Below are 15,118 nucleotides of genomic sequence, written 5' to 3'. Positions count from 1 at the left end.
CCGGTCATCGCGTCGAGCGCACGCAGGCTGCCCAGCGTGCGTTCGATCGCGCTCTCGACCGGCTCGACCACGTCTCCGACGATAGACCAGCCCACCGACACCTTTCCGGCCTCCCGGTCGGTGAAACGGGAGAACGCCCCCGCTTCGTCGTGGGCACCGCCGAACGGGGGAGATCGGTCACGTCCACGGCCCGTCGCGAGAGGCAGCGGGCACCCGTCGGGGACGGGCATACTGCGGCCGCCGGGGACGGCAGCGCAGCCACACGAGATGCAGGGAGCCAACGTCATGCCGATCGCGACCCCCGAGGTCTACAACGAGATGCTCGACCGGGCGAAGGCGAACCGGTTCGCCTACCCGGCGATCAACTGCACCTCGTCGGAGACGATCAACGCCGCGCTGCGGGGGTTCGCGGACGCCGAGAGCGACGGCATCATCCAGTTCTCCACCGGGGGCTCCGAGTTCGGCTCCGGCCAGTCGGTGAAGGACATGGTCACCGGCGCGACCGCGCTCGCCGAGTTCGCGCACGTCGTCGCGGAGAAGTACTCGATCAACGTCGCGCTGCACACCGACCACTGCCCGAAGGACAAGCTGGACGGCTTCGTGCGCCCGCTGATCGCGATCTCGCAGGAGCGGGTGGACGCCGGGCGGAACCCGCTGTTCCAGTCGCACATGTGGGACGGCTCGGCGGTGGAGCTGCACGAGAACCTCGAGATCGCCCAGGAGCTCCTGGAGAAGGCCGCGAAGGCCCACATCATCCTGGAGATCGAGATCGGCGTGGTCGGCGGCGAGGAGGACGGCGTCGCGAACGACATCAACGACAAGCTCTACACCGCCGCCGGTGACTACGAGCACACCGTCGACGCCCTCGGCGCCGGCGAGAAGGGCCGCTACCTGCTCGCGGCCACCTTCGGCAACGTGCACGGCGTGTACAAGCCGGGCAACGTCAAGCTCCGCCCCTCCGTGCTCAAGGAGGGCCAGGAGGTCGCCGCCCGCAAGCTCGGCCTGTCCGAGGACTCGAAGCCGTTCGACCTCGTCTTCCACGGCGGCTCGGGCTCGCTGCTCGAGGAGATCCACGAGGCGCTCGACTACGGCGTGGTGAAGATGAACGTCGACACCGACACCCAGTACGCCTTCACCCGCCCCGTCGCGGCGCACATGTTCCAGAACTACGACGGCGTGCTGAAGGTCGACGGCGAGGTCGGCGACAAGAAGGTCTACGACCCGCGCTCCTGGGGCAAGGCGGCCGAGAAGGGCATGGCCGAGCGCGTCGTCACGGCCTGCGAGAACCTGCGCTCGACGGGGCAGTCGCTGGCGAAGTAGCCGCCCCCCGGTGGCAGGAAAGCGTCGTTGCCGTCGTCCAGTGGCAGGAACGCCGCTTCCTGACGGCGGGTCGGGCCGGGTCGCGGGGGACCGGGGAGAATCGGGCGCATGACGATCCCGACCGGTCCCTCCGCCGGGCACGGCCACAACCTGCTCGGTCCGCAGCCGACCCTCCTGCCCGCCGACCCCGACGCCACCGACCGGCTCGACGTCGGGGAGGACCCGGCCGCCGTCGCCGCGGACCACCCGACGTCGAGCGCGGCGTGGGCGACGCTGGCCGAGCAGGCACTCGACGCCGGAGCGACCATCACGGCCTACGCCTATGCGCGCACCGGATACCACCGCGGCCTCGACCAGCTCCGGCGCAACGGCTGGGCGGGCTTCGGGCCGGTGCCGTGGGAGCACGTCCCCAACCGGGGCTTCCTGCGCGCCGTCGCGGTGCTGGCCAAGGCGTCGGCCACGATCGGCGAGCTCGACGAGGCCACCCGCTGCCGTGACCTGCTCGACGACTGCGACCCGGCGGCGGCGCCCGCGCTGGGTGTGGCCTGACGCCACCCCCTGACGGAACGAACGGGTCGTTCGTGCACCTGAAGGGCACGAACGGGTCGTTCGTTCCGACCGGTGGACCACGATGAGCCGGATCGCCACGTTTCTCGACACACGCCGCCGCCGCCTGCGCGAGTCGGCCTGGCCCGTCCTGCAGTGCGCCCTCGCGGCGGGCGCGGCGTACGCGATCGCCCAGCAGGTGTTCGGCCACCCCGTGCCGTTCTTCGCACCGATCGCCTGCGTGCTGGTCCTCGGCATCTCGCTCACGAACCGGCTGCGGCGCAGCGTCGAGCTCGCCGTCGGGGTGAGCGTCGGTGTCGGGGTGGGCGACGCGATCGTCCTGGTCATCGGCTCGGGCTGGTGGCAGATCGCCGTGGTGGTCGCGCTCGCCCTGCTCGCGGCGCTGCTCTTCGACGTCGGCGCGCTGCTGCTCAACCAGGCGGCCGTGTCGGCCGTCCTGGTGGCGACGCTGCAGCCGCCGGGCACGTCCGCAGGGATCTCGCGTTGGGTGGACACGCTCATCGGGGCGGCCCTGGGACTCCTGGTCGCCGCGATCCTGCCGTCGAACCCGCTGACCGCTGCCCGGCGGACGGTCGACGCCCTGCTCGCCGAGCTGACCGAGGCCCTGCGCGGCGCCGCCGAGAGCCTGGAGGCGGCCGACCCCGAGACCGGCAACCGGGTCCTGGAGCGCATCCGGGCCAGTCAGCGGGCGGTCGACGCGTTCGACAGCGCCGTCGACGCCGGCCTGGAGATCACCGCGATCGCCCCGGGGCGGCGGCGGCACCGTGGCGAGCTGTCCCGGCTCCGGGCGGCCACCGGCCCGCTCGACCTCGCGGTGCGCAACGCCCGGGTGCTCGTCCGCCGGGCGGTGTCGGCGGAGACCGACGGGGAGACGGTCGGTCCCGACGTCGCCCCCGTGCTGCGGGAGCTGGCGGACGCGGTCGACCTGCTTCGGATCGACCTGGCGGGCGGACACCGCGTCGACGGAGCCGAGTCGGCGGTGCTCGACGTCGCCGCCCGGCTGCCCCGGACCGGCGGCGGCTTCTCGGCGGACGTCGTCGTGGCCCAGATGCGGTCGATCGTCACCGACCTGCTGTGCGCGACGGGCATGGACCGGGAGGCGGCGCGGTCGGCGGCATCGGCGAGCCGCCGCTGAGCGTGGCGAGCTGCTGACGCTGGACGTCAGCGGTGGGCCACGGCTGGTACGGCCGTCGAGCGTGGCGGCCTGCTGACGTCGAGTGTCAGCCGTGCGCCACCGCTGACATCGGGCCGGCTACGACGCCTTCGGCAGCGGACGGTCCGTGACCTCGGCCGGCACGACGTCGACGACCAGCGGCTCGGGCACCGCCTGGAGGTGACGCTGCGCGACGGGGGCCGTCGCGGGTGCCTCGAGGCGCATCGGCGGCCGGACCGGGCGGCGCCGCGTCGGGACGTCGAGCACGCGGGACTCGAAGCGTTCGAGGAGAACGGCCGCGATCAAGAGGATCAGGGGGATGAGGACCGCGACCAGCATGAACAGAAGCTACCCCCGTCTCACAGCCGCTGAACCTCGGACATCACAGGTCGGTCCGATCGTCGTACGACCGCTACGGCAGGTGTGGTAACGGTCACCTCCGAGGCCCGCCGACGACGACTACCGTTCGCCGGGCCTTCACCGAGCGTCACGGCGCACGAGGAGCCAGTCCTCGGTGTGCCGGTACCAGGAGCGCCGCTCGAGGGGCTTCGCGTCGTCCACGCCGTCCCGGCTCGCGACCGCCACGGTGCCCGGGCGGATGCCCACCGTGGCCGCCCGACCGAACGTCGTGTGCTCCCGTGCACGCCGGAACCGGCGCCGCTGCACCAGACCCACAGCCACTCCGCCGCCCCCCGGGCCGAGGCCGGGACGCGTGTCGGCCGCCGGATCGGGGCGTACCGCCAGACCGGCGGCCTCGCCGCGCACGAGCTCGTGCTCGTCGCAGAAGGACACGCCCTCGAACGGGCCCACCCGGTGCACCCCGGCGACCACCCCGCCGCGGTCGTCGCGGACGAGGGGTGCCGGCGACGCCGCGCCGTCGAGTGCGAGGTCCAGGGCCGCTGCGGGATCGGTCGGCAGGCCCCACACGGCGGCGACCTCCGACGACGGCACGTCCGGCACGAACGCCACCGGCAGGTCGAGGCGCTCCCGGCGCAGGAGGCGCACGACGACGGCGGCGAGGGCGGCGTCGGAGCCCACGACGACGAGCCGGGTCGCGTCGTCGAGCAGCGGGTCGACCTCGGCCCGCGCGGGGACCGCGTCGCAGGCGACCGCACCCGACGTCGGGAGGACCCGGGACGCGGCGTCGCCGCAGGTCAGCAGGACGGTGCCGTCGGCGGGTGCGCGACGGGTGGACATCGACGACTACCCTTCCGGTGCACGGGGCGGACTCGTGCGCGAACTGCACGCGACCCGAGGGAGTCTCACATGCCCGCGATCGTCCTCATCGGTGCCCAGTGGGGTGACGAGGGCAAGGGCAAGGCGACCGACATCCTCGGCGGCGAGGTCGACTGGGTCGTCCGCTACCAGGGCGGCAACAACGCCGGCCACACCGTGGTGCTCCCCGACGGCCAGAAGTTCGCGCTGCACCTCATCCCGAGCGGCATCCTGACGCCGGGTGTCACCAACGTGATCGGCAACGGCGTGGTGGTGGACCCGGCCGTGCTGCTCGACGAGCTCGCGGGCCTCGAGGCCAACGGCGTCGACACCACGAACCTGCTGATCAGCGCCGACGCACACCTGATCATGCCGTACCACGTGGCCATGGACAAAGTCACCGAGCGCTTCCTCGGGAAGTCCAAGATCGGCACCACGGGGCGCGGCATCGGCCCGGCCTACCAGGACAAGGTGGCGCGCGTCGGGGTCCGCGTGCAGGACCTGCTGGACGAGAAGATCCTCCGCCAGAAGGTCGAGGCGGCGCTGGACCTCAAGAACCAGATGCTCGTGAAGGTCTACAACCGGCGCGCGCTCGACCCCGACGAGGTCGCCGACCAGGTGCTCGCCTGGTCCGAGGGCTTCGCCCACCGGATCGCCGACACGCGGCTCGCGCTCAACCAGGCGCTCGAGCGGGGCGAGACGGTGCTGCTGGAGGGCTCGCAGGGGACGCTGCTCGACGTCGACCACGGCACGTATCCCTACGTGACCTCGTCGAACCCGACGGCGGGCGGCGCGTCCGCCGGCTCGGGCATCGGGCCGACGCGCATCGACCGCGTCATCGGCATCCTCAAGGCCTACACCACCCGCGTCGGGTCGGGCCCCTTCCCGACGGAGCTGTTCGACGCCGACGGCGAGTACCTGCGCAAGCAGGGTGGCGAGTTCGGCGTGACGACGGGCCGCTCGCGCCGCTGCGGCTGGTTCGACGCGGTGATCGCCCGCTACGCGACGCGCGTCAACGGGCTCACCGACATCTTCCTGACGAAGCTGGACGTGCTGTCGAGCCTGCCCGAGGTCCCGATCTGCGTCGGCTACGAGATCGACGGCAAGCGGGTCGAGGACATGCCGATGACGCAGTCGGATCTGCACCACGCGAAGCCGGTGTTCGAGCGGATGCCGGGCTGGTTCGAGGACATCTCGGCGTGCCGGGCGTTCGAGGACCTGCCGCAGGCCGCGCGGGACTACGTCGAGCGGATCGAGGAGCTCTCGCTCGCGCCGGTGTCGGCGATCGGGGTCGGACCGGGCCGCGACGAGACCATCACGCGACGCTCCTCGGTGGTGTGAGGGCTCACGTAACCTGGTCCGGTGGGCGCCTGTGAACACCTGATCGCTTCGAAGGACGTCGACGAGCCCCGGGCGAACGTCGATCGGGACGAGCCGGGCCTGATCTGCCCGGACTGCCGCGAATCGGGCTACGAGGTGTGGGCGCACCTGCGGATGTGCCTCACCTGCGGGCACGTCGCGTGCTGCGACTCCAGCCCGCACCGCCACGCCTCGACCCACTTCCAGGAGACGGGGCACCCGGTGATGCAGTCGTTCGAGCCGGGCGAGTCGTGGCGCTGGTGCTACCTGGACCGTCGGCTGCTCCCCTAGTCCGGGGCCTGGCGTCGCCCGATCGGCGCAACCGCTGCTCGCCCGCCCGCGGGTATACCCGCCCCGCTCGGGCCCGAGGGTGGCCGAGCGGGGGAGGCGGGCATGGCAGGCAGCGGGCTCTACGGCAGTGACCTGGGCGGCGGCAACACCCGGCGGGCCGCGACCGCCGAGCTGATCGGCACCTTCCTGCTCGTGTTCACCGGGACCGCCGTCGCCGTGTCCGCGGCCACCGGCCGGACGATCGCCGGCCAGCCGTCGAACTCCCTCGCGGTCGCCCTCGCGTTCGGCCTCGTGCTGGTCGCGCTCGTGTCGGCCCTCGGTCACGTGAGCGGCGCCCACCTCAACCCGGCCGTCACCGTCGCGCTCGCCCTCACCCGCACGTTCCCGTGGCGGACCGTCCCCGCCTACGTCGTCGCGCAGCTGGTCGGGGCGGTGCTCGCCGCCCTCGCCGTGTGGGCGGTGTTCGGCAACGCCGCCCGGACCGACGCGTCCCTCGGCGCGACCGTCCCCGCGACGACCGCGAGCGCCTGGCAGGTGCTGCTCGTCGAGATCGCGATCACCTTCCTGCTCATGTTCGTGATCATCTCGGTGGCCACCGACGACCGCGTCGCGCCGGCCGCGGTGGGGCCCGCCGTCGGGTTCGCGCTGGCCGCGGCCGTGCTCATCGGCGGTCCGGTCTCGGGCGGCGCGGTCAACCCCGCCCGGGCGCTGGGCCCGATGCTGGTCTCCGGCAGCCTCGACGCCTGGTGGGCCTACCTCGTCGGTCCGCTGGTCGGGGCGGCGGCGGCCGCGCTCGTCTACGACCGCTTCCTCGCCCGGGCCAGCGCGCCGGAGCCCGAGCCGGAGCCGGAGCCCGACCCGCAGTGGGGGCCGACCGAGAAGGTCACTCAGGAGTAGGCGGCAATCGCGGTGTCGGCGTTGTCGCTGAAGAGCCCCTCGATCCCGAGCGCGCGGTACTGGGCGTACTCGCCGAACGCGTCGCCGTAGGTGGACCGCTCGGGGTTCGGGCGCTGCAGGCGGGGCGGGAGGAACTCGTTCTCGTTGCGGAAGGTGTAAGGCATCGTCTTCAGTCCCGCGGCCCGCGCGTCGCCGGCGAGCGTCGTCGGCGTCCCGGTGGGCGGGATCACCCGCTCCTTGGACGGCCCGATCCACGTCGCATAGGTGGCGACCTCCTGCAGCCCGCGGGCGGAGACGAGGTCGTCGTACGTGCGTGGGTCGCGGGCGGCGACGAAGTCGGCGGGCGCCTTCGGGGTCGAGTCGATGAGCTGCAGCAGCGGGCAGCCGATCTGCGCCTTCAGCGCCCTGAGGTTCGCGACCTCGAACGACTGCACGATCACCTGCTGGTCGTCGGCCAGGTTCCGCCGCCGCAGGACGTCGACGAACACCGGCTCGATCGGCAGCCCGACCGAGGTGTGCCAGGTCGAGTGCTTGATCTCGGGCAGGATGCCGACCCGGCGCCCGAGCTGCTCCGACAGGCCCGCGAGCAGGTCGAGGATCTCGTCGAGCGTGAGGATCGGGTCGCGCCCGTCGTACAGCGTGTTGTGCGGTCGGGTCGCCGGGATGCGCTCGACGGCGCGGAGGGTCTTGAGCTCGGCGAGAGTGAAGTCCGTCGTGAACCAGCCGTCGTACGACGTCCCGTCGATCACGACGGTCCGGCGCCGTGACGCGAACTCGGGATGCCGGGCGACGTCGGTCGTGCCGCCGATCTCGGGCTCGTGCCGCGCGACGAGCTGCCGGTCCTTCGTGGAGCAGAGATCGACGTCCACGGCGTCGGCGCCCAGGCGCGCCGCGAGCGTGTACGACGAGGCGGTGTGCTCCGGGCGGTAGCCCGACGCCCCGCGGTGCCCGACGATCGTCACCTGCCCCCGAGCCGACCCACCCGGCTGGGCCGGCGCGGTCGAGCCCGTCGCCGATGTCGGGGTCGCGGCGGGGGCGCTGTCGGAGCACGCGGCGAGACCGGCGGTCGCGGCGAGGCCGCCGGCGACGGTGAGCGCGGCGCGTCGGGATAGGGACATACGCCGCATGCTGTCCCGACGACGGGTCGCGCCGCCACCGGGCACGGGTGAACAGCCGGTGCCCCTCCCCCCGGTGGCAGGAACGCGTCGTTGCCGTCGTCGGGCGGCAGCACCGACGTCCTGCCACCGAGGGGGTCGCGCCGGGACACCCCGTAGGGTCCAGCGTCGTGCGCGTCCTGGTCATCGGGTCCGGAGCCCGCGAACACGCCCTGCTGCTCGCCCTGGCGGCCGACCCCGCGGTGACGGCGCTCGCCGCGGCCCCCGGCAACGCCGGGACGGCGGCCGTGGCCGAGCACCCGGGTCTCGCCGACCCGTCGTCGGGACCCGCGGTGGTGGACCTCGCGCGCCGCTGGCGGGCGGACCTCGTGGTGATCGGACCCGAGGCGCCGCTGGTGGCGGGGGTCGGCGACGCCCTGCGCGAGGCCGGCATCCCGTGCTTCGGCCCGTCGTCGGCCGCCGCACGCATCGAGGGGTCGAAGGCGTTCGCGAAGGACGTCATGACGGCGGCGCACGTGCCGACCGCGCGTTCCGAGGTCGTGGACGGCCCGGCCGGGCTCGACGCGGCGCTGGCGCGTTTCGAGCCGCCGTGGGTGGTGAAGGACGACGGGCTCGCGGCCGGCAAGGGTGTGCTCGTGACCGTCGAGTACGACGACGCCCGCGCCCACGCGATGACCGTGCTCGAGGCGGGCCACCCGGTGCTGCTGGAGTCCTACCTCGACGGGCCCGAGGTGTCGCTGTTCTGCTGCGTCGACGGCACCGACGTGGTCCCGCTCGTGCCCGCGCAGGACTCCAAGCGGCTCGGCGACGGCGACGTGGGTCCGAACACCGGCGGAATGGGCGCCTACGCGCCGCTGCCGTGGGCGCCGCCGGGGCTGGTCGAGGACGTCGTCGAGACGATCGTGCGACCGGTCGCGACCGAGATGGCCCGCCGCGGGGCGCCGTTCTCGGGATTGCTCTACGCGGGGCTGGCGCTGACGTCGTCGGGCCCGCAGGTGGTGGAGTTCAACTGCCGGTTCGGCGACCCGGAGACGCAGGCGGTGCTGGCCCTCCTGCGGTCCTCCCTGGCGTCGTTGCTGCTCGCGACGGCCACCGGGCGGCTCGGGTCGGAACCCGCGCCGACCTGGGCGGACGGCTCGGCGGTGACGGTCGTGGTCGCGGCCGAGGGGTACCCCGGCGCGGTCCGGACCGGCGAGGTGATCACCGGGTCCGACGCCCACGGGGTGCTGCACGCGGGGACGCGGCGCCGCGACGACGGTGCGGTGGTCTCCTCGGGCGGGCGGGTGCTGTCGGTGGTCGGCACCGGCGCGTCCCTCGAGGAGGCCCGGGCCGACGCCTACCAGCGGATCGAGGGCGTCAAGCTCCCGGGCGCGCACTGGCGGACCGACATCGGGCTCGCGGCCGTGGAGGGGCGGATCGCGGGGGTGTGAGGCCCCACCCCTTCGTGGCAGGAAAGCGTCGTTGCAGTCATCCAGTGGCAGGGAAGCCACATCGTCGCGCCGGGATCTCCCGAACGGCCACCACGGCGTGCGGGGTCGACCTAACCTGCTGCGCATGCCCGACGTCGTCTACGGCACCGCCGCCATCGAGCAGGCGCGCACCGAGGTGGCCACGCACGCCCGGCGCATCTCCGCGCTCGCGGACCTCCTCGGACCGGCCGGGCAGTCGTCCGGGCTCGGCGGACTGGAGTCGGCGGGCCTGCTCGCGGGAGCCCTCGCCGACTGTCGGGCCGCGCTGGAGAGCGAGCTGACCGCCGGCGGCGCGCGCCTCGACGAGACCGACCGGGCCCTCGACGCCACGCTGCGCGCCATGCAGTCCGCCGACACCGGTGTCGCCTCGTCGCTGGGTGCCCGCTCCTTCGCCTCGGGTGCTCGGGGCTTCGCCTCGCTCGGGTAGGGCGCGGTGGCCGGGTGGGGTTACGACGTGATCGGGGCGCTCGACGCCACCCCCGGCACCGAGGAACTCCGCGTCGTGGCCGCCCGCGTCGAGCGGGTCGACACGGGCGCGCTGGCGGACCTCGCGCGCCGGTACGCGTCCCTCGCCACGGGCATGGACCGCTCGGTGCGCGCGGTGGCCGACCGGGGAGACGGCGTCGGACGTGCCTGGCAGGGACCCGGCGCCGACGCGTTCGCCCGGTACGCCGCCGACTTCGCCCGCGCGGGGTCGGGCACCGGAGAGTCCGCCCGCCGGATCCAGGGTGAGCTCGCGGGCCTCGGCCGGACCCTCGCGGCTCTGCGCGAGGAGGTCGCGGGCCACGTCTCCGACGCCCTCGACCTCGCCCGTGCCCGCCCCGGCCAGGTCCGAGTCGCCGTCGCCACCCCCACCGCCCGCGCCGAGACCGCCCTGGAGCGTGCCGAACAGGAGGTCGCCGACTGCGCCCGGCGGCTCCGCGGCATCGCCGACGGCGCCACGGGCTTCTCCCGCCTGCGCTCGCCCGACGCCGGGGTCATGTCCGCGTCCTCGGGGGCGACCTCACGCTGGACCGACCGACAGGGGGCGGTCATCGGCGCCGACGAGCCGGTCCGGGCCGCCCGCATTCTCGACGGCGGGTCGGGTGCGGAGGCCGGTGGTGGAACCGGTGACGGCGGCACCGGTTCTGCGGACGGTTCCGGCGGCGGGTCGGGTGCGGAGGCCGGTGGTGGAACCGGTGACGACGGCACCGGGTCTGCGGACAGCCCGGGCGCCGACGACGGGTCCTCCGACGGCGGCGACCGCGGCTCCCGGGCCGACGCCGCCGACCCCGGGAACGCGGGGCGCTACGACCCCGGTCCCGGCGGCACGGACTCCGCCGACGCCGACGCCGACACGAACTCCGGCGGCGGCACGGACTCCGCCGACGCCGACTCCGACTCCGACGCCGACGGCGGGGCGGACGGCTCCGGCGACGACAGAGCCGGCGACGACGGCCGGGACGACAAGGCCGACGACGAGCCCGAGGACGGCGCACCCACCGGCACCGCCCCGTCGTCGGGAAGGGGCGGCGTGCAGGACTGGATTCGGCAGGCCACCGCGATCCTGGCCGAGAACGGGGTCGACCCCGACAAGATGAAGGCCGACGACATCGCGACGATCATCGACCACGAGTCCGGCGGCGACCCGGACGCGGTGAACAACTGGGACTCCAACGCCGACAAGGGCACGCCGTCGAAGGGCCTCATGCAGACGATCGGCCCCACGTTCGAGGCGAACAAGCTGCCGGGGCACGACGACATCACCGATCCGGTCGACAACATCATCGCCGCCGTGCGCTACGCCATCAGGCGGTACGGCTCGGTCAGCGAGGTGCCGGGGGTGGAGGCGGTGGCCCGGGGCGACTCGTACGTCGGGTACTGATGGGGCGTGACCACGATGCGCCGCCCCTCCACCCGGGCCCAGGTCCCGCCGTTCCACGTCATGGACGTCTGGTCAGCGGCCACGGAGCGGGCCCGCACCCACGGTGACCTGGTCAACCTCTCGGCCGGTCAGCCCTCGACCCCCGCGCCGGTCGACGTCCGGCAGGCCGCCACCGACGCACTGGCCACCCAGGTCCTGGGCTACTCGGGCTCGCTCGGGGTCCCCGAGCTGCGCGAGGCGATCGCCGCGCACCACCGCCGCCGCTACGGCGACGAGCAGGTCACGGCGGACGACGTCGTCGTCACCACCGGCGGTTCCGGCGGGTTCCTGCTGAGCTTCATGGCGGCGTTCGACGCGGGGGACACGGTCGTGCTCGCCCGTCCCGGCTACCCCTGCTACCGGAACATCCTCGCGAGCCTGGGCTGCGACGTCGTCGAGCTGCCCGCGGGGCCCGAGACCCGCTTCCAGCCCAGCGTCGCCATGCTCGAGGAGCTGCCGGAACCGCCCGCGGGCCTGATCGTCGCGAGCCCCGCGAACCCGACGGGCAGCGTCATCGAGCCCGCCGAGCTGGCGGCCCTGGCCCGCTGGTGCGACGAGCACGGCACCCAGCTGATCAGCGATGAGATCTACCACGGCATCGAGTACGAGACGGGCCCCGCGACCGCCTCGGCGTGGAGCACCAGCCACGAGGCCGTCGTCGTCACCAGCTTCTCGAAGTACTGGTCGATGACCGGCTGGCGACTCGGCTGGCTGCTGGTCCCCGAGCGGCTGCGGCGCGCCGTGGACGTCATCTCCGGCAACTTCACCGTCTGCGCGCCGGTCCCTGCGCAGATGGCGGCGCTGCACGCCTTCACCGACGCCGCCTACGCCGAGGCCGACGCCCACGTCGGGCGCTACGCGATCAACCGACAGCTCCTGCTCGAGGGCCTGCCGAAGATCGGCATCACGCGCCTCGCCCCGGCCGACGGGGCGTTCTACGTGTACGCCGACATCGGCCACCTCACCGACGACACCCTCGCCTTCGGGCAGCGCATCCTCGCCGAGACCGGGGTGGCGGTCGCGCCCGGCATCGACTTCGACCCGGTCGACGGCCACACCTGGATCCGCTTCTCCTTCGCCGGCGCCACGGACGACGTGCGCGAGGCCCTCGACCGGCTCGGGGCCTGGATCCCGACGCTGTAGACATTCCCGACGCCGGGCCTACGCTGCGTCGATGCCGGAGGAGTCCGACGAGCCGAGGCTCGAGGTCTGGGAGCGCCGGACCGACCTGCCCCTGACGGTGGTGGGGCTGGTCTACCTCGCCGTCTACGCCGTGCAGGTGCTCGCGTTCCGCAGCTCCGACCCCGAGTGGTTCGCGCTCGACGTCGCGCTCTGGGTCGTCTGGGCGATCTTCGTGGTCGACTTCCTCGGGCGCCTCGTGCTCGCGCGCCGCACGTGGCGGTTCGTGGCCCACCACCCGTTCGACCTGCTCGTCGTCGTGGCGCCGTTCTTCCGCTTCCTGCGCCTGCTGCGGCTGGTCACCGTGGTCACCTCGCTGGCGCGCGTGCTGCGCGACGACTTCCGCGGCCGGGTCGCGAGCTACCTGACGGTGTCGACCTCGCTCGTCGGGTTCGTGGCCGCCCTCGCGGTGTACGAGGCCGAGCGCGACGCCCCCGACGCCTCGATCACGAGCTTCGGCGAGGCTGCCTGGTGGGTGCTCACGACGATCACGACCGTCGGCTACGGCGACCGCTACCCCGTCACCACCGAGGGTCGTCTCGTCGCGGCGGGCCTCATGCTCGGCGGCATCGCTATCCTCGGCACGGTGACCGCGGCGATCGCGACGTGGTTCCTCGAGCAGATCGGTGCCCGGGACGTCGCCGAGGCCCTGCACCCCGACGAGCCGAGCGAGACCGAGCTGCTGCTCGCCGAGATCCGCGCCCTGCGGGCCCGGCTCGACACCCTCGAGAGTGCACGCAGTCCGTCGCTGCCGGCGCTGGAGGCCAGGAACGCCACACCGTCGGACTGAGCCCGGGTCGACGATGTGGCGTTCCTGCCGCTGGACGCCAGCAACGACGCTTTCCTGTCAGGAGGAGGAGGCCGGCGGCCGTACCGCCGCGACCGCCAGCCCGACGACGGCGCACACGATGAACGCGGTCACGGCACCGGACGTCCCGGTCAGGGTCCCGACGACAGGTGCCCCCACCGCCTGCCCGACGGCGATGACGAGGAACGCCAGGCCGACCCCGAAGGACGACCGGTCGGGGTAGAGCCGGGTGGCCCAGAGCAGCAGGAACCCGGTGACGCACACGTAGGACGCACCGAAGCCGGCCGCCGCCACGATCACGGCTGCGGGCGTCCCCGGCGCGAGGGCGAGCAGCAGCGTCGAGCCGGCGAGCACCCCCACGACGACCGTCCAGGACCGGGCGGGCCCGAGGCGGTCGGCCAGGTCGCCGCCGAGCGCGCCGAGGAAGCCGGCCGCGCCGAGCACGACCCACAGCGTCGTCGAGCCCGCCGCGGACCAGCCGCCGACCGTGGTCAGCAGGTCCCGCCCGAACGTCCACACCGCGATGCTCGCGACCCCCAGACCGAGAGCGGCGACGACGAGGCGCGCGGTCCCGGGCCGGATGCCGCCGGAGCCCTCGTCGGCGGCCGTCCCCTCGGCCGGCACGGTCCGCGCGACCCAGACGGTGACGAGCGCGGCGATCACCGCGAACGACCCCCAGGCCACACGCCACTGCCCGACGAGCAGCAGGGCGACCGGCCCGGAGACGAGCACGCCGATCCCGGTGCCGGCGTTGACCACCGTCTGCGCCCGGTCCCGTGCCGACGTCGCGACCCGGCGCGCCACGGCGGCGGCGAGCGGCGGGGACGCCAGGCCCGTGCTCGACCCGGCGACCAGCACGCCCGCGGCGAGGACGGGGGTGGTGGGGGCGAGCGCCACGGTCGCCGTCCCCGCCGTCGAGACGACGCCGGCCGCCACGGCCATCCGGCGCGGCCCGACGCGGTCGGTCAGCACCAGCGCCACCACGATCGCGACGCAGTACCCGACGTAGCTGCCCGCCCCGATGACGCCGGAGAGGGCGGGCCCGAAGGCGAAGTCCCGCTGCAGGTCGGGCGCGAACAGGCCGTACGCGAACCGGGCGAGCCCGTAGGAGGTCCCGATCAGGGCGGCGCCGGCTCCCACCATCGACCAGGGCACGGCGGGCGGGACGGCGGTGCGGACGGCGGTGCGGACGGCCACGGCGCAGCTCCTGGAATAGAACGATCGCTTCAGTACGCCCAGTCTTCCCCATCGGCGCCGAGAATGAAACGATCGCTCTATGCCGACCCGCGCCCGCGACCGCCTGCTCGCCGCCGCCGACGAGCTCTTCTACGCGCAGGGCATCGCGGGGACGGGCGTGGACGCCGTCATCGGCCGGGCCGGGGTCGCCCTCGGGTCGCTCTACAACAACTTCGGCGGCAAGGACGGGCTGGTCGCGGCCTACCTCGACGACCGGCAGGCCCGCTTCGAGCAGCTCTGGGACGACCTCGTCGCGGCCCGGACCGAGCCCGTCGACCGGGTCCTCGCCCTGTTCGACGCCTTCGCGACCTGGGCCGATGACGGCAACCGCCACGGCTGCGCCGACGTCGCCGCCGTGACCCAGCTGGACCCCGAGCAGCCGGGCCACGCCGCGGCCCTCCGCCACAAGCAGGCCGTCCGGGACCGCCTGCGCGCCCTCGTCGCCGACACGGGTACCGCCGACGCCGACGGGCTCACCGCCGACCTCCTGCTGCTCCACGAGGGCGCGCTGAGTGCCCTCGCCCTCGGGCTGGACCCCGATCCGGTCGGGCGCGCCCGCCTCCTCGCCGCGCGGCTGCTCCCGAGGTGAGAACGTGACGTTCCTGC

At 74.0% G+C, this 15,118-nt stretch carries 16 protein-coding genes; 12 read left to right on the top strand and 4 right to left on the bottom strand.

Annotated elements, in window-relative coordinates; genetic code table 11:
- Positions 1–285: 285 nt before the first annotated feature.
- The 3 genes from fbaA to QSK00_RS03910 all read left to right on the top strand — a co-directional run bounded on the left by fbaA (position 286) and on the right by QSK00_RS03910 (position 3,022).
- On the top strand, positions 286–1,320 hold the full coding sequence (fbaA, locus tag QSK00_RS03920; RefSeq protein WP_285587727.1) for a class II fructose-bisphosphate aldolase: 1,035 nt from the start codon (positions 286–288) through the stop codon (positions 1,318–1,320).
- Between the two features lie 108 nt (positions 1,321–1,428).
- On the top strand, positions 1,429–1,869 hold the full coding sequence (locus QSK00_RS03915; RefSeq protein WP_285587724.1) for a DUF3151 domain-containing protein: 441 nt from the start codon (positions 1,429–1,431) through the stop codon (positions 1,867–1,869).
- A gap of 82 nt (positions 1,870–1,951) precedes the next feature.
- Entirely contained in the window at positions 1,952–3,022 is a 1,071-nt protein-coding gene (locus tag QSK00_RS03910) for an FUSC family protein (protein ID WP_285587721.1), read from the top strand.
- 117 nt (positions 3,023–3,139) lie between these two features.
- Here QSK00_RS03910 and QSK00_RS03905 read toward each other — a convergent pair whose 3' ends face one another.
- Complete coding sequence (locus tag QSK00_RS03905; protein ID WP_285587718.1) at positions 3,140–3,379, bottom strand: hypothetical protein; 240 nt, start codon at positions 3,377–3,379, stop codon at positions 3,140–3,142.
- Between the two features lie 138 nt (positions 3,380–3,517).
- Entirely contained in the window at positions 3,518–4,237 is a 720-nt protein-coding gene (locus tag QSK00_RS03900) for a hypothetical protein (protein ID WP_285587715.1), read from the bottom strand.
- Between the two features lie 69 nt (positions 4,238–4,306).
- On the opposite strand from QSK00_RS03900, the gene QSK00_RS03895 reads away from it, so the two are divergent.
- The 3 genes from QSK00_RS03895 to QSK00_RS03885 all read left to right on the top strand — a co-directional run bounded on the left by QSK00_RS03895 (position 4,307) and on the right by QSK00_RS03885 (position 6,802).
- Positions 4,307–5,596: an adenylosuccinate synthase gene (locus tag QSK00_RS03895; protein WP_285587712.1), complete on the top strand. Its 1,290-nt coding sequence runs from the start codon at positions 4,307–4,309 to the stop codon at positions 5,594–5,596.
- Positions 5,597–5,617: 21 nt separating this feature from the next.
- Positions 5,618–5,905: a UBP-type zinc finger domain-containing protein gene (locus QSK00_RS03890; protein ID WP_285587710.1), complete on the top strand. Its 288-nt coding sequence runs from the start codon at positions 5,618–5,620 to the stop codon at positions 5,903–5,905.
- A 102-nt stretch (positions 5,906–6,007) separates the two neighbouring features.
- A complete protein-coding gene (locus tag QSK00_RS03885) occupies positions 6,008–6,802 on the top strand; it encodes an MIP/aquaporin family protein (protein ID WP_285587708.1) in 795 nt (264 codons plus the stop codon).
- On the opposite strand, the gene QSK00_RS03880 is transcribed toward QSK00_RS03885, so the two are convergent.
- Complete coding sequence (locus QSK00_RS03880) at positions 6,793–7,920, bottom strand: glycerophosphodiester phosphodiesterase family protein (RefSeq protein ID WP_285587705.1); 1,128 nt, start codon at positions 7,918–7,920, stop codon at positions 6,793–6,795. The two genes, QSK00_RS03885 and QSK00_RS03880, sit on opposite strands and share 10 nt — an antisense overlap.
- A gap of 167 nt (positions 7,921–8,087) precedes the next feature.
- Here QSK00_RS03880 and purD point away from each other — a divergent pair, with 167 nt between their 5' ends.
- From purD to QSK00_RS03855, 5 genes are all read left to right on the top strand, one after another.
- Positions 8,088–9,347 carry a phosphoribosylamine--glycine ligase gene (gene purD, locus QSK00_RS03875; protein ID WP_285587703.1) on the top strand — a complete coding sequence of 420 codons (1,260 nt, stop codon included), beginning with the start codon at positions 8,088–8,090 and terminating at the stop codon, positions 9,345–9,347.
- A 124-nt stretch (positions 9,348–9,471) separates the two neighbouring features.
- Positions 9,472–9,813 carry a hypothetical protein gene (locus QSK00_RS03870; protein WP_285587701.1) on the top strand — a complete coding sequence of 114 codons (342 nt, stop codon included), beginning with the start codon at positions 9,472–9,474 and terminating at the stop codon, positions 9,811–9,813.
- 6 nt (positions 9,814–9,819) lie between these two features.
- On the top strand, positions 9,820–11,250 hold the full coding sequence (locus tag QSK00_RS03865) for a transglycosylase SLT domain-containing protein (protein ID WP_285587699.1): 1,431 nt from the start codon (positions 9,820–9,822) through the stop codon (positions 11,248–11,250).
- A 15-nt stretch (positions 11,251–11,265) separates the two neighbouring features.
- Positions 11,266–12,432: a pyridoxal phosphate-dependent aminotransferase gene (locus tag QSK00_RS03860; RefSeq protein ID WP_285587967.1), complete on the top strand. Its 1,167-nt coding sequence runs from the start codon at positions 11,266–11,268 to the stop codon at positions 12,430–12,432.
- A gap of 31 nt (positions 12,433–12,463) precedes the next feature.
- Complete coding sequence (locus QSK00_RS03855; protein ID WP_285587697.1) at positions 12,464–13,258, top strand: potassium channel family protein; 795 nt, start codon at positions 12,464–12,466, stop codon at positions 13,256–13,258.
- A 57-nt stretch (positions 13,259–13,315) separates the two neighbouring features.
- Here QSK00_RS03855 and QSK00_RS03850 read toward each other — a convergent pair whose 3' ends face one another.
- Complete coding sequence (locus QSK00_RS03850; protein WP_285587695.1) at positions 13,316–14,473, bottom strand: MFS transporter; 1,158 nt, start codon at positions 14,471–14,473, stop codon at positions 13,316–13,318.
- A 79-nt stretch (positions 14,474–14,552) separates the two neighbouring features.
- On the opposite strand from QSK00_RS03850, the gene QSK00_RS03845 reads away from it, so the two are divergent.
- Positions 14,553–15,101, top strand: a complete 549-nt coding sequence (locus tag QSK00_RS03845) for a TetR/AcrR family transcriptional regulator (RefSeq protein WP_285587692.1) — start codon at positions 14,553–14,555, stop codon at positions 15,099–15,101.
- Positions 15,102–15,118: the final 17 nt, after the last annotated feature.

The organism is Actinomycetospora sp. NBRC 106378 (assembly GCF_030269685.1).
In the GTDB taxonomy this organism is placed as follows: Bacteria; Actinomycetota; Actinomycetes; order Mycobacteriales; family Pseudonocardiaceae; genus Actinomycetospora.
This window is presented reverse-complemented; position numbering and strand designations above follow the sequence as displayed.

Coding starts and splice junctions, on each gene's coding strand:
- fbaA (WP_285587727.1), top strand. CDS start 286: ATGCCGATCGCGACCCCCGAGGTCTACAACGAGATGCTCGACCGGGCG.
- QSK00_RS03915 (WP_285587724.1), top strand. CDS start 1,429: ATGACGATCCCGACCGGTCCCTCCGCCGGGCACGGCCACAACCTGCTC.
- QSK00_RS03910 (WP_285587721.1), top strand. CDS start 1,952: ATGAGCCGGATCGCCACGTTTCTCGACACACGCCGCCGCCGCCTGCGC.
- QSK00_RS03905 (WP_285587718.1), bottom strand. CDS start 3,379: ATGCTGGTCGCGGTCCTCATCCCCCTGATCCTCTTGATCGCGGCCGTT.
- QSK00_RS03900 (WP_285587715.1), bottom strand. CDS start 4,237: ATGTCCACCCGTCGCGCACCCGCCGACGGCACCGTCCTGCTGACCTGC.
- QSK00_RS03895 (WP_285587712.1), top strand. CDS start 4,307: ATGCCCGCGATCGTCCTCATCGGTGCCCAGTGGGGTGACGAGGGCAAG.
- QSK00_RS03885 (WP_285587708.1), top strand. CDS start 6,008: ATGGCAGGCAGCGGGCTCTACGGCAGTGACCTGGGCGGCGGCAACACC.
- QSK00_RS03880 (WP_285587705.1), bottom strand. CDS start 7,920: ATGTCCCTATCCCGACGCGCCGCGCTCACCGTCGCCGGCGGCCTCGCC.
- QSK00_RS03870 (WP_285587701.1), top strand. CDS start 9,472: ATGCCCGACGTCGTCTACGGCACCGCCGCCATCGAGCAGGCGCGCACC.
- QSK00_RS03860 (WP_285587967.1), top strand. CDS start 11,266: ATGCGCCGCCCCTCCACCCGGGCCCAGGTCCCGCCGTTCCACGTCATG.
- QSK00_RS03855 (WP_285587697.1), top strand. CDS start 12,464: ATGCCGGAGGAGTCCGACGAGCCGAGGCTCGAGGTCTGGGAGCGCCGG.
- QSK00_RS03845 (WP_285587692.1), top strand. CDS start 14,553: ATGCCGACCCGCGCCCGCGACCGCCTGCTCGCCGCCGCCGACGAGCTC.